Below are 23764 nucleotides of genomic sequence, written 5' to 3' on the forward strand. Positions count from 1 at the left end.
ATAATATTGATAATGATGATGGCATACATTACGGGAATGTATGCCTCACCTTCATTTTATATTAAGCGTTTAAGTGTTATAGCAAAATCAATAGAACTTGTTCTTCCGGATACATTGAAACCTGCTCAGGATTATGACAATGTATGGACTTATAAAGGACGAATGTTGAGAGTTAGAACTAATGATTTCGGAGATGTGGTACACATCGGTTATAAATTGTTTGACCATCAGTTAGCTTCGCATTATACTCCAAGAGAAGCACTTGATTTTATAGAAAGGTATGCATTGGAACAAGATTTGGATATAGATAAGGAAGCACAAGAAAGGAAGAAACTTGCCGATAATGTAAAATGTACGCAAGGAAGTCTTTCCATGTTGGCAAAAGTAACCCCTGATACTCCTGTTACTATTGATAAAATAGAACATCGTAAGTTTCGAGTGAAATGGTCTTTGGGTGCACACGTATTAGAATTTTATTTTCCTGTTGATTATCAATCTATAATTGGCGCTAATACAATAGAATTAGAAGAAGTTTTTGAAAGAAATATAAAAAGAGTGTTACCTATTATCGATGATAATTTGCTTGTTGATTGGGAAAATGTAAAAGTTGTACATTCAGGAAACTTGCTTATAGCTAACGAAGGTACCTATTTGAATGATTCGATACGAAGCGATATTTTTCTTAAAGAGAATAGTGTCAAAAGAACGTTAATACTTGATTCTAAAATGCCTGTTTATTCTGTCAAGAACATTTTGCTTACTGGAGTTTTTCCAGATGAAATTCCACTTCGTCTTACGATAGATTGTTATGGTTACCGTAAAAAGCAGGTGGACGATATAAGTTTACAACAGTTCATTGGCTTATGTCAGTTGGAAAAATGTGAAATGTATGTAGGAATTAAAACATATAACCCAGAAGAAATTACAGCTGTGGTGTTTGCTCTTAATCGAGAAATGGCTTATAATCACGTTTTAAGCGTACGGTTTCCGTTGGGCTTATTACAGGGAGAGTCTATTTCTGTTACAGGAACAGTATATACATATATTCCACTTCAAAATGTTACGGAAAAATTTTTCACACAAGATTTAAATAATTAATCTGTTATGAAAATAGAAAGACTATTTGTTTTTATATTGGCTTGTTTACCTTTAATGGGAATAATGGCTGACAATAATGAAGATGTCAAAAAGAAACTGAACAACATCAAGAAAAGTAGTCTCTACCTTTACGGAGAGGCTACGGCCGAAACAGAAGAAGAAGCCCGAGAATTAGCTGAAGAAATTTTATACGATGAAATTAATTCATGGGCGGCTGGCAAGAAGAAACTCCAAAATAGTGCCAATTTTGCTGTGAATAATACACAAACTTTATGGAGTATTATTTCGCTTCCCCGAGGGAATATGTTCCGCTCTTTTATTTATGTAAAGAAAAGTGATATTATTCCTGTAGAAAATTCGGAAGTTATTAGCAATACAAATGTTTATTCCGAGGATTCGGATGTGGAACCTTCATCAACTTCCGTAAAAAAAATACCGGAATGTGTCAGGATATTAATGCAATATACTGACTATTATCAGTTTGCTGAGCAGATAAAGCAAATGAAAGCCGAAGGAAAGATAAAAAATTACGCACGTTATGGACAGCTTGAAAATGGAGATGTTTGTTATTTGGCCATTTATAATAAAGCAGGAAAAGTGGTTGCAATTCTTTCCCCCGGAAAGCAAAGACGAAATATAGCTACAGGAAAAACTGATGGGATAATTAATTACAGTGGTCACGGAGCTATTGGATTTGAAGTAAATGAATAATGTTTAATAAGAAAGCAATGAAAAACATAGTAAAGAATAGAATTATCTGCGTTTTGTTTACACTAATTTGCAGTATCTGGATAGGAAACAGGTGTGATGCCGTAACGGTTACGTTACTTACTGATGAATATACACCACGTCCACTTGCATTAACGGTAGCAGAAAAGAATTTGGGTGTGATTCTTTCTGAAATAAATCGGGCACAAGCTGCAAAAAGTATTCTTACTACTAAAGGGTTGCCTATGGATGATTTTTCACTTAAATCACTTCTGCGTATATGGGCAGTAACTCCTTTTTATTGTGATGATGAAGAAGTTGTGGAAAGAATATGGATTTTTAAAGATGGTTCTATGATGGTGAATCATATTCCCTTGATTATTACTCCAGAAGGTGAAGATTTTGGTTTAGGTAACTATCAAGAAGCTGTGGTAGAATTTGATGCGCAAGGAAATGTTACAGATTTTCGTTTTGCACTTGATGCCCATACTGCAGAAAGTATGGAGCGGTGTGGGAATGTAGTCGATAAAGAAAAGCAAATGATTATTTTGCAATATGTGGAACGTTTCCGTACGGCTTACAATCAGAAAGATATTGAAACGATTGAAAAAATGTTTAGTGATGATGCTCTCATTATTACAGGTAAGGTAATTATGCAGAAACAAGGGGATACGCAACTTTTGTCTGCAAAAGTGGAATATACTAAACAGAGTAAGCAACAGTATATCATTAATTTAAAGAAAGCTTTTCATCGCAATAAATGGATTGATGTTAAATTTAGTCAAATAGGTGAAAACGGAGAGAATGGTGGATGTGCAGGTATTACACAGTCGAAAATCGATCCAACCAAGTATGGTGTTCGGCTCAGGCAGGAATGGAAATCAAGCAATTATAGTGATGAAGGTTATTTATTTTTGTTATGGGAATTTCCAGAAGATGGCGGAGATCCCATTATTCATGTACGTACATGGCAGCCTGAATATGTAGCAGGGCAAAAGCAACAACCGGATGATGATATTTCTACATTGGCCGGTTTTGATTTGTAGTTTGTATAGTTTTCGATAAACTTTTAATTTGCATCATCATGAAACATATTTTGCTAATGCTGTTTTTGTTTGTTTGCTTGTGTCCCATGACGGCGCAAACCGAATATATTTCTAATAGTAGAGATTTGGATGCCGATTGCATAGAAAATCTTAATGGTCAATATGGATTACTTTTGCTTTCCAAACATCAGAAATTAATGATTAGTGTAGTAAATGCTAGTAAAAAGGTGGATATAATATATCCAACGCAGGTTGGAGAGAACGGTTTTTATGAGTATCGTGTTATTTTAGATAAAGAAGATACACATCAGGCAAAAGTAGAGGTAAATAGAAGAGGAGATGTGTATAAAACTGAATTTGTAGCCAATCTTAAACCCGATTTTATGATTGCCTATCGTATAGAAGAAATAGCATCGCCTATTCGAATGGAACAACAAACCAAAGGAAATGACGCATATCTTGATGCCACTGCTGCTGAAGTAGAGTTTACTACAAATATTAAAAATCTTATTGTAAAATGTCCTGATCTTTTGGAAGCAAAAATCACACGAAAGACAAACCTGAATGATAAAGATGTCAATATAATTTCGGTTGTTTTTCCTATCAAAAAACTTTTGTCGGCAAGGGAGAAGGTGGAAAAAGCTGAGAAAGAATATGATGAATTGACACAAAAGATAAATTCAAATCAGGCTACCGATGCTGATTATGACCGGCATGACCTTGCTGATAAAGCATGTCAAGTAGCCGAAAATGAATTAAGGATGCTGACTTCAATAGAAATTTACTCAGACAATACCAATCATTTAGTATTGGATATTAGCGACATGGGACCTCGTTCAAAAAAGTGTTATGCAGTATTACCGTTGGTTATAGAGAAAGAGGTCTTTAAAACAGAATGTAGTGCTTATATGACTGAAGGAGCTCGACTATTTGATATGCGGAAATATGATGATGCTCGTGTGGCCTATATTAATGCTATTACTTCGAAAGATGTAGTGATTAATATGAAACCTGCTATTAAAGAGAGTATTTCGCTTTGTGATTCATGTATTCGATATGAAAAATTGGCAGCGTTTTCCATAAGTAAAATTCTAAAAATGCAGAAAGAGGACAATGCTACTCAAGATGCGGTTGCAAAATATGCTTCGGCTGCCATTGCTTTTCTGGATGTGGTAAACAATTATAATCCTAACGATTTTTATACATCAAGAATTGAAAAATTAAAGAATCTTCTTGAAGACATGCCTTTAAAAATTAGCTTTACCACAGTAGAATGGCGTACCATCACAGAAGGAGATGCTATCCCTGATGTAGAAATATGGGCATATTATGGCATGGATGGCATTTCTTCCATAGCGTTGACATCAGCAAAGAAGTTTAAAAAGATTATGTCTAAAGCTCCTGAACAATATAAACAAGAAGGGCTTACCGATACGCAAGGAAGGGCATTGATAGAACTTGATCGAACAAAACTTCCTTTAGGATTTGTGTTCTGTCCTTCTACTGATGAGGATATAAAAATTACATATATTTCTTTGAATGATTTAATGAGGCAAGCTCAGGGTACTTATTTGGAAAAACAATTTAGATTGAAAATGTATAAACGCACGAATAAATATTTTTAATTTATATTAATGTTTCACTTACTTAAATTTAAAACACAATGAAAAGTATCATTAAGATGATGACTGTGGTTATCATGTTGACAACTGCTATTACAGAAGTTTCTGCTCAAGGATTTTTAAAAAAAATGACTAAAGCAATTACGGATACTACTCCAAAGACTGAAACTCTGACACCAGAAAATAGTGAAGAAAACGCCAAGAGAGATTCTATTTTAAAAACTCCGCTGAAATTCGAGGTGAAAAAAGTAATAGAGTTTAATGCAGAAGGTGACACCATAAAAAATGAAGATGGAACGGTCAAAGTTTCTTATCGTGTGGTAGATGAAAATGATAAAATATACGATCCGGCAGTAGTGCAGCAAATGGTAAATGTACGTCTGAAAGCCTATGGTAAGATATTAGCAAAAGTTGGAGGTGGAGCAGCATTAGGTGCGGTTAAGGGGTTGCTCTCAAAAAATAAGAAAGAAGCACTTACTGGAGCCGCAGTGGGTGCAGCGGCTGGCCTCGCTTTTTCTGCAAAAGACATCAAAGAAATCAGAGGTATTAACAAAGATTTGAAACAACTTAAAACTGTTTTGGAAGCCTATCAGACTACTTTTACGGAAGAGGGTTTACCGAAAATGGCAGATGCAGATCTTTCAAATGTGAATGGTATTGATTTTACACAATGTACTGAAACTACTAAATTAATGGCAGAGGTGCAATCTGATTTGGAAGAATCGAAAAATATGGATATCCCAAGTTTGGATGACCTCTCGTTATAATCGTTACTTAACGTGAGTTCGAAATAAAATTAGAAAATAGCCAGTTGTCCGTCATTGACAAAGTTAACGTCAATGGCGGGCTTCTTTTCCCTCAGGTTTTTACGTTGATCCCGTCATTTCCGGTTGAGCCGTAAATCGGCGAGTTGGACATAAAAAAAGAGAGTTATTTGTTGTAACTCTCTGATTCTTTCCGTGATCCAGCTGGGGCTCGAACCCAGGACCCCAACATTAAAAGTGTTGTGCTCTACCTGCTGAGCTACTGAATCAATCCGTATTGCAGTCATTTCCTAATTGCGGGTGCAAAGATATGTATATTTTTTTAATTGGCAAAATATTGGGTGAAAAATATTTTCTTATGGCTTGATTAAGCAAATTCCAACATCGCTTATCCCCATTAATGAAGGGGTTCTCATTAAGTGGACAATGTGTAGACGAGCGGATGATGGGTGAAGGATTTCAAACGGTTTGTCGTAGACATAGGTATGCTGGTGTAAATTCCCCGTTGTTCCGCCGTCGAGCTGTCTTCCTTCTTCATCTGCAAGATATAAATGTATCGTATCTGTTTCATACGTCAGGCTGTCTTTCCAGTTTTGGCTGACGCTTAACCAGATATCCCGATAGGGATAATTCCCGAAATTTCTTATGTTTATTTCTAACCGATAAGTTTCAGGATGCAAATGCTGAGGGAATTCATAGCTTAACGTATCTTGTTTATACCATCCTTTCTCAAAAGAGACTGAATGGTATGAACAATATACTCTGTTGTTTTGACAAGCCGTTAACAGGCAGGCAAATAGTAAAGCGTATAATAATAATTTGCCTGTCTGTTTATTAATGAGTTTACGCCTGAACATCCGGCACTGTTTTTGTTTCATTATTCGGCTTTTTGTTTCCATCGTTGTTATTTGCCCGTTTGTTTCCACCGTTACGTTTGTTGTTATTCCGGTTATTTCGGTTAGCGCGCGGTGTTTCGTTACTTGTTGCAGCTGCGGGTTGTTGAGCTTGGTTTTGACGCGGTTGCCGATTTTTGTCTTTGGGCGGATGGTTGTCTGCTTGTGGCTTAGCCTTCGGAGCAGCCTCCTGTTTTGTGGAGACGGAAGGAGGATTGGGTGTTGCCGATTTGTTCTTTTTCTTTCGGTTTTTCCCGTTTTTGCTCTTGTCAAAGCGGGTCAGACTTTCCTGTTCCAGTAAGTCTTTAGACTGTTTGGGCTCTGCGGTAAACTTCTCTTCAAGCAATTTCGCCGGCTTCTCTCCCCGTTTATTCATATTGATTATTTCAAATGCACGTCTTGCCGAAATCGTAGCTTCATTAGCTAAGAAACTCTTGTCGGTACTGTAAGTTACTGTACCTTTTAAAATGTCAGCTTTGAAATAATAATAAGTAGCATCTGCTGTCTCAAGGGTGATTTCTTTGCTTGGCAGACGCTTCAGGCACTCTACATAAGCATCTACTTCGTAGTTCAGACAACATTTCAGTTTGGCACACTGTCCTGCCAGCTTCTGAGGATTCAAAGAAATATCTTGAAAGCGGGCTGCTCCGGTAGATACAGAAACGAAGTTGGTCATCCATGTGGCGCAACACAGTTCGCGTCCGCAAGGGCCTATTCCTCCGATGCGTCCAGCTTCTTGGCGGGCTCCGATTTGCTTCATCTCAATACGTACGCGGAATGTCTCTGCCAATACTTTTATCAGTTGGCGGAAGTCTACGCGCTCATCGGCTATGTAATAAAAGATAGCTTTGTTTCCGTCGCCTTGATATTCCACATCGCCAATCTTCATTTGCAGTCCGAGGTTTTCGGCTATTTTGCGTGAACGTATCATCGTATCGTGTTCGCGCGATTTTGCTTCCTCGTATTTCTCCATGTCTACCGGTTTGGCTTTACGGTACACGCGGCGTATTTCGGCATCCGGCTTGATATTTGCCTTCCGCATTTGCAGGGGAACGAGGCGACCGGTTAGCGTAACCGTACCGATGTCGTGTCCCGGACTTGCTTCCACCGCCACGATGTCTCCTTTTTCCAGATGAAGACGGTTGCTGTTTTTATAGTATCCCTTGCGGGTATTTTTGAACTGAACTTCCACCATGTCTTGCTCTTCCGCATTTCCGGGGATGTCTGCAAGCCAGTCGTAAGTGTTCAGCTTGTTATTCTGTCGTCCGCAGCCGCCGCAACATAAACGGCCGCTTCCGTTTTTTAGTTTAAATTCGTTGTTCATTGTTTCTCTTATTGTTTTAGTTCCACTATAATCCGCAGTGCCAAGTCGAAGAATATCATTTTTGGATTCACGTTTTGTTCTACATGAATCTGGGCTTCTTCCATCAGTGCGGATATGGATAATATATTTCGTTCGTTAATATACGGCGCAAAGCGGGAGGCAAACTGGCTTTCATCGGCGTTGAGATAAACCATTTGCGGAAGGCGGAAGTTGTACATAAAGTTTTCGCGTAACATCCGTTGGCAATACTCCAAGAATGATTTCTGTCGTTCGCGCCCTATGGCTGCTACCTGTTCGCTCCATGCTTTCAGGTTGCGTACGTCACGGCGGTAAGCTGTACGCATCAGTGTGATAAATAGCTCGAAATAGTTCCGCTGCTCTTCGCTCAGCCGAATGTTTTCCATAGCCCTTAGCAGACTTCCGGCAGAGCGGCGTGCGATGTCTTGAGCATCTGTTTGGGGGAGCATGTAGCGCTGTTCCAGATACCCGGCAAGCGTGCTTTCATCAAGCGGACGGAGGTTAATGCGCTGGGTGCGGCTGACGATGGTAGGCAGTAACTGCGACGGGTCTTCGCTTACCAATAAGAATACAGTGTGCTGTGGAGGCTCTTCCAACAGCTTTAACAGCTTGTTGGCACATTCGGCATTCATCTTTTCGGGCAGCCAGATAAGCATTATTTTGTAACCGCCGAGACTGGATTTCAGCGACAGTTTGCGCTGTATCTCGTCGCTTTCGCGGACGTAAATCTGAGGCTGCTGGTTGCCCGCCTCAATCATGTTCATCCAGACACTTAAGTCGGTATAAAGCTGGCGGTGAAGCATTTCGCGCCATTGCGGGAGGAAGTCATCGCATACAGAGTCACGTCCCGCTTTTCGTTTGATAATCGGGAACACGAAATGCAAATCAGGATGAGTCAGCTTATTCATCATGACGCACGACGGACATTCTCCACACGCATCGTCGGCTTGAGGATGATTGCAGAGCAAATAGCGGGATACAGCCAGTGCGAGTGGAAGTTTGCCACAGCCTGCTGTTCCTGTCAGCAGCAAGGCATGAGCCAACTTTCCGTGACGTATGTCATGTATCAACTGTTGCTTCACGGTTTCTTGTCCGAGTACATCTCTGAAGAATGGCATATAGCGGTAATGTCTTAATCAATAAATTTCACGCGCAATGTCTCTTACGCTTTCTACAGCTCCTACCGTGTAGAAGTGGATGCTGGGCACACCTTGTTCTATCAGTTCGCGGCACTGGTAGATGCACCATTCCGTTCCCAAGATGCGTGCCTCTTGGTCGGTGCGGCACTTGATGGCTTCCGAGGCAAGCTCTTCCGGAAGGTCTACCTTGAAGGTTTTCGGAATCATGGATATTTGAGACAATTTGGTAAACGGCTTGATACCCGGAATGATGGGAACGTTGATGCCAGCTTTGCGTGCCCGTTCCACGAAGTCGAAATAACGGCGGTTGTCGTAAAAAAGCTGAGTTACGGCATATTCCGCTCCTGCCTCTATTTTTCGGGAGAGCCAATACAGGTCTTGTTCAGGGTTAGGCGATTCTTCGTGTTTCTCCGGATAACATGCCACCCCGTAGCTGAACGGTTGCAGCGGAGCCTTGATAGGTGAGCCGTCGACAAACACTCCCCGGTTGAAATCGTTGATTTGTTCTTCCAGTTCAATGGCATGGCTGTTTCCGCCCGGTTCGGGAGTGAATGACGATTCATGTTTCGCCTTGTCGCCGCGCAATACCAGCAAGTCGGTGATTCCCAAAAATTGCAAGTCGAGCAACATGTATTCCGTATCTTCGCGGGTAAATCCGCTGCACAACATGTGAGGGACAACGGTGATGTTATAACGGTTTTGTATGGCGGCAGCCACGGCAACCGTCCCCGGACGTCGGCGCAAGCGGTCGCGTCGGAACAGTCCGTCGCCCAGTTCGCGGTAAACGTATTCGCTACGGTGAGTAGTGATATTGATGTATTTCGGGTCGAATTCGCGCAATGAGTCGATGTCGGCATATACTTTTTCGATACCTGTACCCTTTAGCGGGGGCAGGATTTCGAATGAGAACGCGGTCTTTTCAGTAGATTTTATTAAGTCGATTACTCTCATCGTATCAAATATATATTCTTATTCCAAATTAGTTATTTGGGCAAAAATAAGAAAAAAAAGTGAGATAAATGCAGGAATTTGCAGAATCGGGCAGATAAATTTAAGCGACAGGTTCTGAGGTAACGTAATCTTTAATTGATGCTTGAAATCAGGATGGAGAGCGGGGAGGTTCATGCACTCGGACTTTGCTTCCGAACAGAGATTCGGCATAAATATTTATCTTTGTGTCGGGAAGTGATTAATGTTAAAATGCAATTTCATGAATATTCAAGGACAAAACAACCGGATTATTTTTGCTTTTCCCGACAGAGAAATTTGTTGTTCGGACACGGCGGACGAAAAGATTGGAAAGATGCTTGAACGGTCGGACATTTCCATTATCGGGAATGACAACCGTGTACTGATGCACTTCGATTCGGAAGAAAGTGCCGAAGAACTGTTGACGGGCGGAGGGTTTCTGCTCATCGTTAAAGGGAATGGAAACCGTGTGGACATGGGGACGGTTATCGTGCGCTGTTCCTCCATATTGGGGATGACGGGACTGAAACTTATCATCGGACAGTTGCCGGGGTTGGGAGCGGGCGTTTCGCGTACGGCTGACGGATGTAGCGTCACGATAGGGAACCGGGTGGTTATCAATGGGGTTACGCTTTACCTTCAGGAAGACGGCTCGCAGGTCAGTATCGGCGATGACAGTCAGTTGAGCTGGGGAGTGGACGTGTGGTGTACAGATGCGCATACGATAACAAACCTTGAGGGTGAGCCGGTTAATTATGCCGAAAGCATCGAGATAGGAAACCACGTTTGGATAGGAAAAGATGTAAAGATAGGCAAGAACGTGCGCATAGCCGATAACAGCATCGTAGGCTGGGGAAGCATCGTGACCAAACGGTTTGACGAACCGAATGTAATTCTGGCGGGAAACCCGGCGCGGATTGTGAAACGCGGCATAAACTGGGACCGCAAATGTATCAATAAATATCTGAAAGAATATACGTCGAAAAAGACATTGGAACAGGGTTGAAAACCCGTTTCGGGTGACTGAAAAACGCAAGCGGTAGCGTAAGGTAACGCATACGGTAAGACTTGTTATTTCTACCGCTAATGTTGCCTTACGCTACCGCTTGTGTTTCGGAGGGAAAAACGGCGTCAGTCTATGCGCAGTGCATCAATCGTGTTACGCACACGGCGTGAGGTAGTTACAGGGTGCATGTACTCGTCGGCATCCGTGCCGCCCATCGAAAGCGCCGGGTTGCGCACCTTCATGAGGCTTTCTTTGTTTTCGCGTGCCGAGAAATGAAATTCGGAGGCTTGCGTGCGTTTGGCAAGTTCGGCGATGTTCGACTCATTGACACCGCATCCCGGCATGATGATGATTCTGCCGTCTGCCTGTTTTACCAATTCGGCAAGCAGGCCGGCACCTTGCAGGGCAGTAGGTTGCTGTCCGGAAGTCAGGATACGGTTCACACCCAAGTCGATTAGCTGTTCAAGCGTCTGTTTCGGGTCTTTTACGTAATCAAACGCGCGGTGGAAAGTGACCGACATTCCTTCCGAAGCCTTCATCAGGCGTTTCATGGCAGGCATATCCAATTCGCCTTCCGGAGTAAGGCAGCCAAACACTACGCCGTCGGCTCCTGCCTCACGCGCTGCGCGGATGTCTTCTTCCATGATATCCAGTTCCAGCGGCGTGTAAAGAAAATCGCCTCCCCGCGGGCGGATGATAACATGTAAACGGATGTCGATAAGTTTGCGGGCAAGTTTGATTTCTCCCAACGAGGGGGTAGTCCCGCCTTCGGGCATTGACGCACATAATTCTACGCGGTGTGCCCCGCCTTCTTGAGCGGCGATGCAGCTTTCTGCCGAGTTTGCACAGATTTCAAACGTGTAATTCTTCATGATAACTATGTATAAAATAAAACACGGATTGCGCGTAGGCACGGAATCGTTGTCCGTGTAATCCGCGCAATCCGTGCGAAAAAATGAAAATAAGTAAGTACACCCGTGGGGAGTCGAACCCCAATCGATGGAACCGGAATCCATTATTCTATCCATTGAACTACGGGTGCAATTTTGAATTTGCTGGGCAAAAGTACAATTTATTAGTGTTTCTTCCTAATATTTCGCTTATTTTTTTCTGTTCTTTATTGAGCGGGCAACAGAAAAAGGTTGGTTACAAAATTTTATGTATAGTGAAGCATGGATATACATTTTGATTAGTTTTCTGTAAAATATATTGCAATTTTGTAAAATATATCTATCTTTGCCAAACATTATAATTAATAAACAAACTGATATGAGTTACCTTATAAAGCCTGTAAATTATCATCCTTTGCTCGATATGAAACAAACCGAGCTGGGCATTAAACAGATAAAAGAGTTTTTTCAGCAAAACCTTTCGTCGGAATTACGCTTGCGCCGGGTTACCGCTCCGCTGTTCGTATTGAAGGGAATGGGTATAAACGATGACTTGAGTGGAACAGAGCGTCCGGTTACTTTCCCTATCAAAGACTTGGGCGACCGTCAGGCGGAAGTGGTTCATTCGCTTGCCAAATGGAAGCGGGTTACGCTGGCAGATTATCACATTGAGCCGGGGTATGGCATTTATACAGACATGAACGCTATCCGTGCGGATGAAGAGTTGGGCAACCTGCATTCGCTCTATGTCGACCAATGGGACTGGGAGCGTGTTATTACGCCGGAGCAACGTAGCATTGATTTCTTGAAAAATATCGTTACGCGCATTTATTCTGCCATGCGTCGCACGGAGTACATGATTTGTGAAATGTATCCGCAAATCAAATCGTTTCTTGCGCATGACATTCATTTTATCCATGCCGAAGAGTTGCTTCGGATGTATCCCGATAAGACACCGAAAGAACGTGAAAACTTAATTACGGAACGCTACGGCAGTGTGTTTATCATCGGTATCGGATGTAAGTTGAGCGACGGAAAGCCTCACGACTTGCGTGCCCCGGATTATGATGACTATACGACAGTTGACCCGAAAACAGGATTGCCCGGATTGAATGGCGACCTTTTGGTATGGAACGATGTGTTGGGGCGTGCGCTTGAATTGTCATCGATGGGTATCCGTGTGGATAAGGCGGCACTGCTGAAACAGTTGGAGCTGTCGGGCAAAGAAGAACGTTTGAAACTGTACTTCCATAAACGCTTGATGGAAGGTTCGCTTCCGCTCAGCATCGGTGGCGGTATCGGTCAGTCACGCTTGTGTATGCTTTATTTGAAGAAAGCGCATATCGGAGAAATTCAAGCTAGTATTTGGCCGGAAGACATGCGTGAAGAATGCGCCAAATTAGAGATGCAGTTAATTTGATGGCGCATAGGTAAAAACGGCGAATGGGAAATCGGAGACACGTGTTTGACTCGATTTCCCATTCGCCGTTTTATTGTATGATGATTAGTACCATGTCACTGCACTACCCGTATTGCTTCGTTGGTCCCACTTCAGGGCATCGGTCAGCATACTTGAGTTGGCGCGGATAGAGAAGTTGTAAGAGGTAAACGGACCGAACACCAAACCGCAACTCATGTTAAAACAGTGGAGGTCGCGGGTAATGTTAAGGGTTGTCATTGACATTTCTTTCGAGGTAAAGTCATATCCCGTAGAGTAATTCATATTCCAGCGGCTTCCTATCTTGAAGTTACCCGAAACGTTGAGCGAGTGAGTGAGCGAATACGGGTAACGCATCTTCTTGATATTGAATTTCTCCCGGTCGCGGTTTTCGCGGATGCTGTAACTGTAACTCAAACTGATGCTCCACGGAAACTTGAAAGCCAAATAGCCGTCGGTATCGACAGAAGCCTTTTCGGTTTTACGCATGTTTCCTTTGTTTGTTTCTTCTTCAGTATTTTCCTCGTCTGTTTCTTCTTCGGTATTCTCTTTATCGGTGTCTGTTTTTTCTTCGGTTTTATCTTTTTTGCCGAACAGTTTCTTAAACGTATCGTTATTCAGTGTATATGAGAACGAACCGCTATATCCCTGAAAACGTCCGAAGCGTCCGTACGACCATTCCGTGCGGTCGCCTTCCACGATGTTTCCGTCTTCGTCAAACTGATAAGCATACGTAGCAAACGATGCGTTCATGTTAAACGTATAGCTCTTTGTCAGCTTCAGGCGGAGGTTCATGCTCAAGTCACTCCACCGCTTGTTGGCTACGTCGTAAGAAAGCGTTGCGCCTAATTGGTCAATCAAACTTATTTTCTTGTATCCCGTAGAGTCTTTATCAGATTTCATCTTCATCTCGATGTTGTTGTCAACCGAGAAGTTGATGCTCTGCGAAGATCCTTTTGTGGAAGGATATCCGTATACAGCCCCCTCGTAAGGAGAATACTCCACGGTGCGCACTTCGCCGTCTTCATCGGTATATGTGTACGTGTCGAAATAGCCGTAACGCTTCTTGCTGAAGTCGGGAGTATACGTATAGCTGATGGTAGGCGTAAATACGTGACGTATCTGAAGCTCTTTGCTCTTCATGAACAGCGGTTTATACATACCGTAAAGTTTCGTGTTCATCTGGAGCGAGAGATTGTAGTCGTACACGCGGTTAAACCCGTTGATGGTATCACGGCGTACATGGTCGCTCGATGTGGGGCTTGGGTCATAACTTTGTTTTACCTTACGCAAGTACCACCGTTCGGTGTAGTTGAACGAAGGAACTACATTGATATACTTAAACAGGTTGAACGTAGCAGAGACGGGTATTTTATGCTGCATACCATTTTCCCATTGCGTAAGAGGGGTCTTAAACAAGAGGTTATCTTTCGTGTTAATCGAGTTGGTCATCGTACCGGTATACTGGAACGAAATCTTTTCATACCAACGTTCGTCGCCTACCGCCTTTTTACGTTTGAACGGATAAATACGGTTTAACGAAATGTTTACGTCCGGCAAAGTCATGTTGATAGAGGAGTCTCTGGTATTCTGAGTAATGTTAAATGTTCCTGAAATATTCAAACCTATTTCCGGAAAAGTACGCGAATAACTTACACTGGATGCTTTAGTGTTTTGTGAATATGCCTGCGGATTATACAATGTACTCAAACTTGAACGGTCATAACTGCTGGTAGCAAAATTGACACTTGCCGAGAATGAGCTGTTCGGATTGGCTTTGGCATCCTGACGGTGGCTCCACTGAATGCGGAAGTCTTTCGATACTGAATAGTCGGGCATACCCTTTTCACCGGTTTTGGTTACCAGATAGCTGGCATTGAATGATCCGCTGAACTTATAACGCTTGTTGTAATTCGAAGCAGCTGAGAGTCCCCACGACCCTTTGGTAAAGATTTCTCCCAATACCTTTAAGTCCATCTGGTCGCTAATGGCAAAATAATATCCTCCGTCGCGCAGGTAAAATCCTCGGTTCATTTCATCTCCGTACGTAGGCATAATGAATCCTGAAGAATAACTGCTGTTGAACGGGAAGAAACCAAACGGGACGGCGATGGGCAGTGGAACATCTTCTACTACTAACTGCGCCGGGCCGAAAACCACGTTTTTCTTTGGGCGTACTTTCGCCATGGCGAGTTTCAGGTAGAAGTGAGGATGGTCATGGTTATCGCAGGTGGTATATTTTCCGTGACGCATGTAGATTTCATCATCTGCACCTTTTTTACCTTCCTCACTGGTAACATATCCTTCGCCCTGCTGTGTTACAATGTTGTTGATAAATCCTTTTTTGGTTTTGAAGTTGTAACGCATGATTTTCGATTCGTAAGGCGTTTCGCCATCTTTGAAAATCGGCAATCCTGTTTCTACACCGGCAGTGTCTGCCACGCCTCGGGCATATACCGTACTGCTATCCATATTCATAGATATGATAGCCGAAGTAAGTTCGATATTTTGGTATGTTACTTTTCCCTCACCATACAGATGGGCATATCCTTCTTTTGTGAATACGATGGAGTCGGCAGCTTCGTATACTACCGGCGCGTCGAGCGGTTCTTTCTTTTCATTGTCCGTAGAGTCTAAAGCCAGCGAGTCGAGCATCAGCGAGTCTGACACAAGCGAATCTCTCTGTAAGGAGTCGGTGGCAACCACTTTGTTTTGTCGTGCCCTCTTTCCCCTTACACGCTGGGCTTCGGCGTAGAACGAAAAGAAAAAGCCCACGAAAAATAAGGATATCAGAATGTATGTAGTTCTTCTAAATGATGTCATCACTAATTATTTACAGAACATAATGCCTGCAAAAGTAAGCATTCTGCCCCAAATAAAAGCGAAAGCTCCGGTTTTTAATGTATTTTTTTATTCTATAAGAACAACTTACACCATGTATCGAAGCGTATCACCCCTTCTTCGCCATGTTTTTCGATGCTTTTGCGTGCCTTTTCGATGCTTTTTTCACGGTCAAGGTGCGTTTTCGAGAAAAACTTGTCGGCGAAGCAGATAATCTGTTCTTCCAAGCTGAGCGGAATCATTTCGCGGTGAGGAATGGGAAGATTTTGTTCTTCAATACGTTGTAGTGAAATACCTGCGCCCGTATGTCGTTCGCAAACCAAAGCGTGGCGCGGATATCCTTCGGCTTTCAGGAGTTCTGAACCTAAATAGCCGTGACAGATGTAAGGGTGTGTACCGAAGCAGTATATTTCTTTCGCGTCGGTCTGGAAGATTCCGATGTCGTGCAGCATGGCAGCTTCTTCGATAAACTGCAAGTCCAGCTCCAGTTCGGGATGCCTGCGAGCCATATCCAGTGCCTTATCGGTTACCGAGCGGCTATGAGTAATCAGAATATGCTTTAGTTCGCTGTCTTCCGGGTAATATTTGTTTATCAAGTCAATCGGATTCATGGTTTTTACTTTTGGTATTTTGTTGGCAAAGGTAATGTTTTAATTGATTCCGTTGCCATACAATCTTTTTTTCGTTACTATAATCTATCTATTTCATTGAAATGGCTGCTATGCTTGCTGCTTTTTTCACGACCGAATCTGTAAGTAATGTTCAGTTTGACTTGTCTTGATTCGCTCTTGCCCCAGTTCCATAACTTGAAACCGCTGAACGAACTGTAATTATCCCAACGATTGGTCCAGAAAATATCACTCATGGCGAGGTTTATCGTCCATTTCCGGTTAGCAAAACTCTTACTGAATCCAATGTCTACATATCCCGATGGTTCGATGTATTCATTCGATGCTCCTAATCGTTTTGTGCTGTACGAACCGTTCAGTTCCATTTGGATTTGCCACGGCAGGCGGATGGTATTCTGTATTGAGAAGATGCCGGCAAAACCGTCCAGATTAAATAGACGGAATCGGTCGAACGCAATGTCGTTTTTCACGTAATATCCTATCAAGTTCAGATTCATTTCCCACCATTGTGTCGGGGTAATTCCCTGAAATAGCGTAAGCGATATACGTTGTTGCTTACCGATGTTGCGCGGCGTCATAATCACTTTATTCACCGACAGTGTATCAGTTATCTGAGCTTTGTAGTCTTTCATGTATGAGTACGATGCCGTCAGCGCCGTGCGTTTATGCGAGTATGTAACAGCGACCCGATGTGTTTTCTGAGGCGTGAGAAACGGATTCCCTTTCCAATATGAGAGTTCATCCAACAGGTATTCGAATGGATTTAAATCCTGATAAGCCGGGCGATCAATGCGACTGGCGTAACTCAGAGTCAGCGCATGATGATCATTAATCTGATAATTAAGATTGAACGTTGGAAAAAGATTAAAGTAATCACGCTCGTTTTCTTCATCTCTTTTGCCGCTTACGGCGTGAAGTTTGCCGTCAGAGAAGGTATATTCACCTCGTAGTCCTGCCTCCAGACTAAGTTTTTCTCCGATGGAATGAGTGTATAAAATATAGGCTGCCAATATTTGCTCTTTATATCGGAAGTCGTTTGACTGGGAGGCATCAATGATTTCCGCTCCATCTGCCACATTGTAAAACTGATATCCGTTGTCGGCATTGACAGACGAGAATTTAATTCCCGATTTTACTTCGCCGTTCCACAGCGGATGCTGTTGGTCGTACGACAGAGCGTAGATGTGTATATTCCGGCTATTGACCGATTTGTAGAGGTTATCTTGTGCCACTGTTCCGTTCGGCAATACGTACGTGTTCGGTTGCAGGTTGCCCGAACCGCCGTCGAACCACGCATAGTTAAAATCTGCAGTGTAGCTCACACCCTCTTTCGGAATAGCCGTGTAGTAAAGATTTCCTCCGTACCGATTTCCTTTCTGCTTGTAATAATCATTTCCGGCGTAAAGCGTCTGCTCCAGCGTATGGGTTTCAGCATCTCTGATTTTAGTTATGGTATGGGTCTGTCCCGGTCCGAACAGGGTGTTTATGTCTATGTGTCCGCCGATGGTCTGTTTGTCAGTCAGAGCATATTCCAGATTCAAGCTACCGGATATGGTTTTGCGCTTGTCTGTGTCTTGGGTAGGACTGTAATAATCTTTCCCGTTTTGGACGCGTTGCATCCCGTAATCCATGTCGTAATAACCGAAAGCATGATTGTAACTACCCGATAGACTGATTTTGTTTTGGGTGTAGCTAAACGAAAGTTCTGTATTTTCTCTTAAATTTTTCCAATAAGACACACCATTATTGATGGAAAAGAAAAAACCTTCTGACTTCTTCCGGTTCATATTGATATTAATAATTCCTCCCGAACCTTCCGCATCGTATTGTGCCGAAGGGTTATGTATTACCTCCACCGATGCGACTTCTGCCGACGGCGTAGCTTTCAACAACGTAACTAGTTCGTCTTTTTGCATGTATGTTTGTTTTCCGTTAAGAATGACCAGTACGTTGTTTTTCCCGCCGATGCTGATATTGTTTTCTCCGTCTACGAAAACGCCCGGTGTTTTTTTCAGTACCTCAAGTGCCGTACTTCCTGCAACAATGCTGCTGTTTTTTGGAATGAAAATCATTTTCCCCTTTTCGATTTTAATGGAAGGCGACTGCTTTTCACCCACTACTACCACTTCGTCTAATTTGAAATTTTCGGAATGTAACCGGATAGTTGGGATAACGGTATCTGATGCTACATAAAAAGGTTGGCTTATATAAGATTGGAAACCAAGACTGCTTATGTAGATTTGCATATTTCCTGTGGCATTCAGGGTGTATGTTCCGTCGGGCGAAGTGATACCTTGCCGGATGGCATTTCCGTTTTCGGGATTCATCAATACTACTACGGCTGCATCAAGCGGAGAACCGATTGAGTCGGTGATTGTGCCTTTTACCAGATGCTGTGCAAACAAGCTAATGCTGGGGAGTAAAAATATTAACGATAGAAGTGCTTTTTTCATAGATTGGAGATGTTCGGTTTTTATTAGATTTATATAAAATGATTTATTCGTTATGTTTTTGTTGTTCCTGCAGAGTGTATAAATGAGATGCTATATTGCTGTTCTCTTGTTTTGTAGTTTTCTTCCATTGCTGTGAAAAATAAAAATGTATCTTTGTGCAAAGATATGCTATTTATTTTATGTTGGATATGAAACTTAAAATCTTTCTGTTCTCATGTATTTGGTTGGTTACGGCGATTCAGGCAGCCGCTCTTCGTACCGGTGCCGAACGTTTGGATGTTTTGCTGCCTCTGATTGAAGGGAAGCGCGTGTCGCTGGTAGTAAATCAGACATCGCTGTGTGGCGGTGCGCATTTGCTTGATACGCTGTACAGTCGTGGAGTGAAAATCGTGCAGATATTTGCTCCTGAGCATGGTTTTCGGGGAGATGCCGACGCAGGCGCAACGGTGAAAAACGGTAGAGACGGTAAGACAGGCATTCCGATAACCTCACTTTACGGGAAAAATAAAAAGCCGCAGCCTGCCCAGCTTGCGGAAACCGATGCGGTGGTTTTCGATATTCAGGACGTGGGAGCGCGCTTCTATACCTATATCAGTACCCTTTATTACGTGATGCAGGCTTGCGCCGAACAGGGGAAAGAGGTGGTGGTGCTCGATCGCCCGAACCCGTGTGACTACGTGGACGGTCCGGTGCTGAAGCCTGCGTATAAAAGTTTCGTAGGAATGTTGCCTATCCCTGTGGTTCACGGTTGTACCGTAGGCGAGATGGCTCAGATGATAAACGGGGAAGGATGGTTAGGCGCAGGGCTTACCTGCCCGCTGACAGTGGTAAGCGTGGAAGGGTGGAAGCACGGACAGCCCTATTCGCTTCCGGTAAAACCGTCGCCCAATTTGCCCAACGACCAATCCATTGCCCTTTATCCCTCGCTGTGTCCCTTCGAGGGAACTTCGGTCAGTATTGGTCGCGGAACGCCTTATCCTTTCCAAGTGTACGGAAGTCCGCAGATGAAAGTGTTCAGTTTCCGTTTCATGCCCCGCCCCACGAAAGGCTCGGACATGAATCCGCTCCATAAAAACACGTATTGCTACGGGCGAGACCTGCGAGGTGTATCCGCTCCGAAGGGTTTTTCGTTGCGATATGTGTTAGATGCTTATCGGCATTACCGGAGCTTTACCGATAATCCGGAGAAATCATTCTTCACCCGCCCCCGTTGGTTCGACTTACTGATGGGAACCAATCAGGTACGCCTCGATATATTGAAAGGAAAGACGGAGGAAGAAATCCGCGCGGCTTGGCAGGAAGACCTGAACCGTTACCGTGAAATGCGCGGCAAGTATTTGTTGTACGAAGAAGAATAAGAGGGATTCAGAGGAGCAAAAATGTCAAGATTTGCGGTAAAGTTTTTGCTCTTCAATCATTTTCCAAACCTCCGGATGCAGGAAGTATCGGATGTCTTTCCCTGCCTCGATGCTACGTCGGATGAATGTAGCACTGATTTCCAGCAAAGGAGTATCGACGGCTTTGGCACGGGCAGGAAGCGATTCGGGAGCAACCTCATACGGACGGCGCGGATAAATCAGCAGGTGATGATGCGCCAAGATTTCTTCCGGCGACTTCCATTGCGCAAAAGAGGCCCAATTATCTGCCCCGATGATAAGATAAAACTCGCGGTCGGGATAGGCTTCTGCCAGATGATGAAGCGTATTGACCGTATAAGAAGGGCGGGGGAGACGGAACTCGAAATCGGAAGCCACGAAACGCGGATAGCCTGCCACGGCTCTGCGCACCATTTCCAGCCGCAGGTCGTCGCCCAGCAATTCCGCTTTTTGCTTGAACGGATTCTGAGGAGTGACGAGAAACCATACCTCGTCCACTTCCCCATATTCGCATAAATAATTCGCCAAAGCCAGATGTCCGATGTGGATCGGATTGAACGAACCGCTGAATACCCCTGTTCTTATAGGCTTTTTTTCCATTTCCGGTAATTCACGATTTGCCATGCCGCAACGAGTATCATGGCTACGGCGATGATATATTCTTGTTTGGCAAGTGCCACGATTCCTACCGCCAGTGCAGCCAGTCCGATGAGGATACACACAATCAGCATGAACTGCAGCATCTTTCTTGGGTTTTTTATCATATCCTTTCTTTATTGTTTGATGAAGTTACTGATTATTTTTAACGCTTCGGCTTCAGCCGCTTCAAGTTTGTCATTTATAATTCTTACATCAAACTTGTCGGCGTAGCTCAATTCAAATTCGGCTTTGGCAATGCGGCTCTCTATTACTTCAGGCGCATCCGTTCCGCGTCCGTTGAGGCGTTTGCGCAGTTCCTCTACCGAAGGCGGCTGAATGAAAACCGACAAGGCGCGGTCGCCATAATATTGTTTGATATTACATCCGCCTACCACGTCTACATCGAAAATCACATTCTGTCCTGCTTCTAACTGTTTTTCCACCTGTGCTTTCAGCGTGCCGTAAAAGCGGTCTTTGTAAACCTCTTCGTATTCCAGAAATTCGCCGTTGGCAATGCGTTGCCTGAACTCTTCCGGAGTGAGGAAAAAATATTCAACCCCGTTTTGTTCCGTACCGCGGGGCGGACGGCTGGTTGCCGAGATAGAAAAAGCAAGGTTTAAATTTTGAGTTAGCAGGTAGTTGATGATGGTCGATTTTCCTGAACCCGACGGGGCGGAGAAGATGATTAGTTTTCCCATACTTATAAAACGTTTAAAACTTGTTCTTTTATTTGTTCCAGTTCATCCTTCATCTGCACCACGATATTCTGCATTTCGGCATGATTTGATTTGCTGCCCGTGGTATTGATTTCACGTCCCATTTCTTGGGCGATGAATCCCAGTTTTTTACCCTGTCCGTGTCCGCCCGCCATTGTTTCGCGGAAATACTTCAGGTGATTCGTCAAGCGCTGTTTTTCTTCATTGATATCCAGCTTCTCGATGTAATAAATCAATTCCTGCTCCAAGCGGTTTTTGTCATAATCAGTATTCAGCGTTTTTTCCAATGCTTCGGTAATGCGTTCGCGAACTTTGCTTACCCGTTCTTTTTCAAACGGCTCGATGGATTTCAGAAGACGTTCGATGTTGTCAATTTTTTCAGTGAATTTTTTCTCTAAGGCTTTGCCCTCCTGCTTTCTGAAATCGGTAAGGTTGGTCAGAGCATCTTCGATTACCTTGCGGACTACCACCCATTCTTCTTCTTCCAATTCTTGCACATCTACCCGCGTCAGTACATCGGGCATACGAAGCAACGTTGCAAACCAGTCGGCGGGAAGCGGAATGTTACAACTATCGGAGATTGTCTTTATCTGATTGTAATAATTCTCTATTAAGGCGACGTTTATCGGGGTGGCGATTTCGGCGGTGTCTTTTTCCACCCATAAGCTGAAATCCACTTTTCCACGTTCCAATGTCTGTGATACCAAGTTACGGATTTCCATTTCTTTTTCCCGATAAAGAGGAGCGATGCGCGTAGATAAGTCCATCGCCTTGCTATTTAGCGATTTTATTTCAACATGAATCTTTTTGCCTCCGAATACGGTTGTCGATTTGCCATATCCGGTCATTGATTGTATCATAATTTCTCAATTTTTTTAGTTGCTGCAAAGGTAGGAATTTTTATTGAGTGACTGTTTAAGAGCCTGTTTAAATTTTCCGATAAGGTATTCGGTGAAGGAGGAAATCGGGTTGGCTGTTTGCCCCTGAAAAACTATGGGTAGCGTTGCTTCGTCCAAGCGGTTGCGTTGCCTTGTTCTACCCATAGAATATACTCGTCCTATGGGTAGAATTTTCAGGTTTTGTTCCTTGTTGAAACAGAGAGTGTTACGCTTTCTCCTAAAGCAGGCTGATCAGCTCGTCGATGTCTTCGGGTCTGGTAGCCCAACTGGTGGCGAAACGGACCACTGCCGTATGATTTTCATGCTTCTCCCATACACTGAAGCGTACCTTCCGGCTCAGCTCGTCGACCTTTTCCATCGGGAGAGAAACAAAAAGCTGGTTGGTTTGCGGACGGATAAAAAACGTATATCCCCGCTCGGTCAGTGCCTGACGCAGCCGTGCAGCCATTTTGATGGCATGGCGTGAAATATCCAGATACAGCCCGTCGGTAAACAATGTATCAAACTGTATGCCCAACAAGCGTCCCTTTGCCAATAATGCCCCGTGACGCTTCACGATGGTAAAGAATTGCTTTACAATGCCCGGACGCGGGAAAACGACTGCCTCGCCGAACAATGCTCCCACTTTCGTGCCTCCGATGTAAAACACGTCGCATACCGATGCGATGGTTTCGAGCGTCACATCCGTCTCTTCGGCAGCCAGACCGTATCCCAAACGCGCCCCGTCTAAGAAGAGCGGCAAGCGGTATTCCTTGCATACGGCAGCAATGGCTTCCAGCTCACTCCGCGTATAAAGTGTTCCGTACTCCGTGGGATGAGAAAGATAAACCATTCCGGGATTCACCATGTGGGCATACGCTTCATCGGCAAAAAAGTTTTTCAGATACCGGCTTAACATCCCGGCTTCCATCTTACCCTCCCGGTGCGGAACGGGTAAAACCTTGTGTCCGCCCGCCTCAATCGCTCCCGCCTCATGCTGGTTGATGTGTCCGGTTTCGGTGGCAACCACCCCCTCGTAAGGCCGGAGCAAAGCATCTATCACCGTGGCGTTTGTTTGGGTTCCTCCTACTAAAAAATAAACTTCAGCGTCGGGACATCCGCAGGCTTGGCGTATCTTGCGGCGCGCTTCCTCACAGTAACAGTCTTCCGTATAACCCGGAGTTTTTTCCATATTGGTAGCGGCAAGACGCTCCATAATCAGCGGATGTGCGCCTTCCAAATAATCACATTCAAAATTTTGCATGGCTCTTGTTTGTTTAAAATGTCAGGTAAAAGTACAGATTTTCTGTGAGACAC

The 23764-nt window shown here is 43.7% G+C and carries 21 protein-coding genes and 2 tRNA genes; 8 read left to right on the forward strand and 15 right to left on the reverse strand.

All coding sequences use genetic code 11. The features are described from left to right. The first annotated feature begins 12 nt into the window (after positions 1–12). From H9626_RS06265 to H9626_RS06285, 5 genes are read left to right on the forward strand one after another with little or no spacing between them, the layout of a single operon-like run. Positions 13–1098, forward strand: coding sequence for a hypothetical protein (locus H9626_RS06265; protein WP_225230901.1), 1086 nt, complete (start codon positions 13–15; stop codon positions 1096–1098). A 6-nt stretch (positions 1099–1104) separates the two neighbouring features. Continuing rightward, the gene (locus tag H9626_RS06270) at positions 1105–1809 is read left to right on the forward strand and encodes a hypothetical protein (protein ID WP_191709954.1); all 705 of its coding nucleotides are present in this window, start codon (positions 1105–1107) and stop codon (positions 1807–1809) included. A gap of 17 nt (positions 1810–1826) precedes the next feature. Further along, positions 1827–2852 (forward strand): Cif family virulence factor, encoded by a 1026-nt coding sequence (locus H9626_RS06275; RefSeq protein ID WP_191709955.1) that lies wholly within the window; start codon positions 1827–1829, stop codon positions 2850–2852. 38 nt (positions 2853–2890) lie between these two features. Next, positions 2891–4477 carry a hypothetical protein gene (locus H9626_RS06280; protein ID WP_191709956.1) on the forward strand — a complete coding sequence of 529 codons (1587 nt, stop codon included), beginning with the start codon at positions 2891–2893 and terminating at the stop codon, positions 4475–4477. A 38-nt stretch (positions 4478–4515) separates the two neighbouring features. Further along, positions 4516–5241: a hypothetical protein gene (locus H9626_RS06285; protein ID WP_191709957.1), complete on the forward strand. Its 726-nt coding sequence runs from the start codon at positions 4516–4518 to the stop codon at positions 5239–5241. A 193-nt stretch (positions 5242–5434) separates the two neighbouring features. Here the strand turns inward: H9626_RS06285 and H9626_RS06290 are convergent. The 5 genes from H9626_RS06290 to metF all read right to left on the reverse strand — a co-directional run bounded on the left by H9626_RS06290 (position 5435) and on the right by metF (position 9563). Beyond that, a tRNA-Lys gene (locus H9626_RS06290) sits at positions 5435–5507 on the reverse strand. Positions 5508–5594: 87 nt separating this feature from the next. Continuing rightward, the gene (locus H9626_RS06295; protein ID WP_191709958.1) at positions 5595–6116 is read right to left on the reverse strand and encodes a gliding motility lipoprotein GldH; all 522 of its coding nucleotides are present in this window, start codon (positions 6114–6116) and stop codon (positions 5595–5597) included. Next, complete coding sequence (locus tag H9626_RS06300; protein ID WP_178257022.1) at positions 6082–7455, reverse strand: PSP1 domain-containing protein; 1374 nt, start codon at positions 7453–7455, stop codon at positions 6082–6084. Before H9626_RS06300 ends, H9626_RS06295 begins: the two co-directional genes overlap by 35 nt. Before the next feature lie 8 nt (positions 7456–7463). Then, positions 7464–8591, reverse strand: coding sequence for a DNA polymerase III subunit delta' (holB, locus tag H9626_RS06305; protein ID WP_191709959.1), 1128 nt, complete (start codon positions 8589–8591; stop codon positions 7464–7466). Positions 8592–8609: 18 nt separating this feature from the next. Next, complete coding sequence (gene metF, locus H9626_RS06310) at positions 8610–9563, reverse strand: methylenetetrahydrofolate reductase [NAD(P)H] (protein WP_178257024.1); 954 nt, start codon at positions 9561–9563, stop codon at positions 8610–8612. A 259-nt stretch (positions 9564–9822) separates the two neighbouring features. Here metF and H9626_RS06315 point away from each other — a divergent pair, with 259 nt between their 5' ends. Continuing rightward, the gene (locus tag H9626_RS06315) at positions 9823–10587 is read left to right on the forward strand and encodes an acyltransferase (protein ID WP_178257025.1); all 765 of its coding nucleotides are present in this window, start codon (positions 9823–9825) and stop codon (positions 10585–10587) included. A gap of 125 nt (positions 10588–10712) precedes the next feature. Here the strand turns inward: H9626_RS06315 and H9626_RS06320 are convergent, their stop codons facing one another. Beyond that, on the reverse strand, positions 10713–11459 hold the full coding sequence (locus H9626_RS06320; RefSeq protein WP_191709960.1) for a copper homeostasis protein CutC: 747 nt from the start codon (positions 11457–11459) through the stop codon (positions 10713–10715). Positions 11460–11557: 98 nt separating this feature from the next. Then, positions 11558–11629: transfer RNA gene (locus tag H9626_RS06325), tRNA-Arg, on the reverse strand. A gap of 227 nt (positions 11630–11856) precedes the next feature. On the opposite strand from H9626_RS06325, the gene asnA reads away from it, so the two are divergent. Continuing rightward, entirely contained in the window at positions 11857–12897 is a 1041-nt protein-coding gene (gene asnA, locus H9626_RS06330; RefSeq protein ID WP_178257027.1) for an aspartate--ammonia ligase, read from the forward strand. An 84-nt stretch (positions 12898–12981) separates the two neighbouring features. On the opposite strand, the gene H9626_RS06335 is transcribed toward asnA, so the two are convergent. From H9626_RS06335 to H9626_RS06345, 3 genes are all read right to left on the reverse strand, one after another. Next, positions 12982–15738, reverse strand: a complete 2757-nt coding sequence (locus H9626_RS06335) for a putative LPS assembly protein LptD (RefSeq protein ID WP_178257028.1) — start codon at positions 15736–15738, stop codon at positions 12982–12984. 92 nt (positions 15739–15830) lie between these two features. Next, a complete protein-coding gene (locus H9626_RS06340) occupies positions 15831–16367 on the reverse strand; it encodes an HD domain-containing protein (protein ID WP_178257029.1) in 537 nt (178 codons plus the stop codon). 77 nt (positions 16368–16444) lie between these two features. Continuing rightward, positions 16445–18838, reverse strand: a complete 2394-nt coding sequence (locus H9626_RS06345) for a TonB-dependent receptor domain-containing protein (protein WP_225230902.1) — start codon at positions 18836–18838, stop codon at positions 16445–16447. 188 nt (positions 18839–19026) lie between these two features. Between H9626_RS06345 and H9626_RS06350 the strand changes: the two genes are divergently transcribed. Continuing rightward, positions 19027–20196: an exo-beta-N-acetylmuramidase NamZ family protein gene (locus H9626_RS06350; protein ID WP_191709961.1), complete on the forward strand. Its 1170-nt coding sequence runs from the start codon at positions 19027–19029 to the stop codon at positions 20194–20196. 24 nt (positions 20197–20220) lie between these two features. Here the strand turns inward: H9626_RS06350 and nadD are convergent, their stop codons facing one another. From nadD to H9626_RS06375, 5 genes are all read right to left on the reverse strand, one after another. Further along, positions 20221–20814, reverse strand: coding sequence for a nicotinate (nicotinamide) nucleotide adenylyltransferase (nadD, locus tag H9626_RS06355; protein WP_191709962.1), 594 nt, complete (start codon positions 20812–20814; stop codon positions 20221–20223). Next, positions 20796–20978, reverse strand: a complete 183-nt coding sequence (locus H9626_RS06360) for a hypothetical protein (protein ID WP_178257033.1) — start codon at positions 20976–20978, stop codon at positions 20796–20798. The genes nadD and H9626_RS06360 overlap by 19 nt, the downstream gene beginning before the upstream one ends. A gap of 9 nt (positions 20979–20987) precedes the next feature. Next, positions 20988–21551 (reverse strand): guanylate kinase, encoded by a 564-nt coding sequence (gene gmk, locus H9626_RS06365; protein ID WP_178257034.1) that lies wholly within the window; start codon positions 21549–21551, stop codon positions 20988–20990. Positions 21552–21553: 2 nt separating this feature from the next. After that, positions 21554–22429 carry a YicC/YloC family endoribonuclease gene (locus H9626_RS06370; RefSeq protein ID WP_178257035.1) on the reverse strand — a complete coding sequence of 292 codons (876 nt, stop codon included), beginning with the start codon at positions 22427–22429 and terminating at the stop codon, positions 21554–21556. A gap of 256 nt (positions 22430–22685) precedes the next feature. Next, on the reverse strand, positions 22686–23711 hold the full coding sequence (locus tag H9626_RS06375) for a threonine aldolase family protein (RefSeq protein WP_178257036.1): 1026 nt from the start codon (positions 23709–23711) through the stop codon (positions 22686–22688). Positions 23712–23764 lie beyond the last annotated feature (53 nt).

Origin of the sequence: Phocaeicola faecium, assembly GCF_014837055.1 — a bacterium.
Lineage (GTDB): Bacteria > Bacteroidota > Bacteroidia > Bacteroidales > Bacteroidaceae > Phocaeicola > Phocaeicola gallinarum.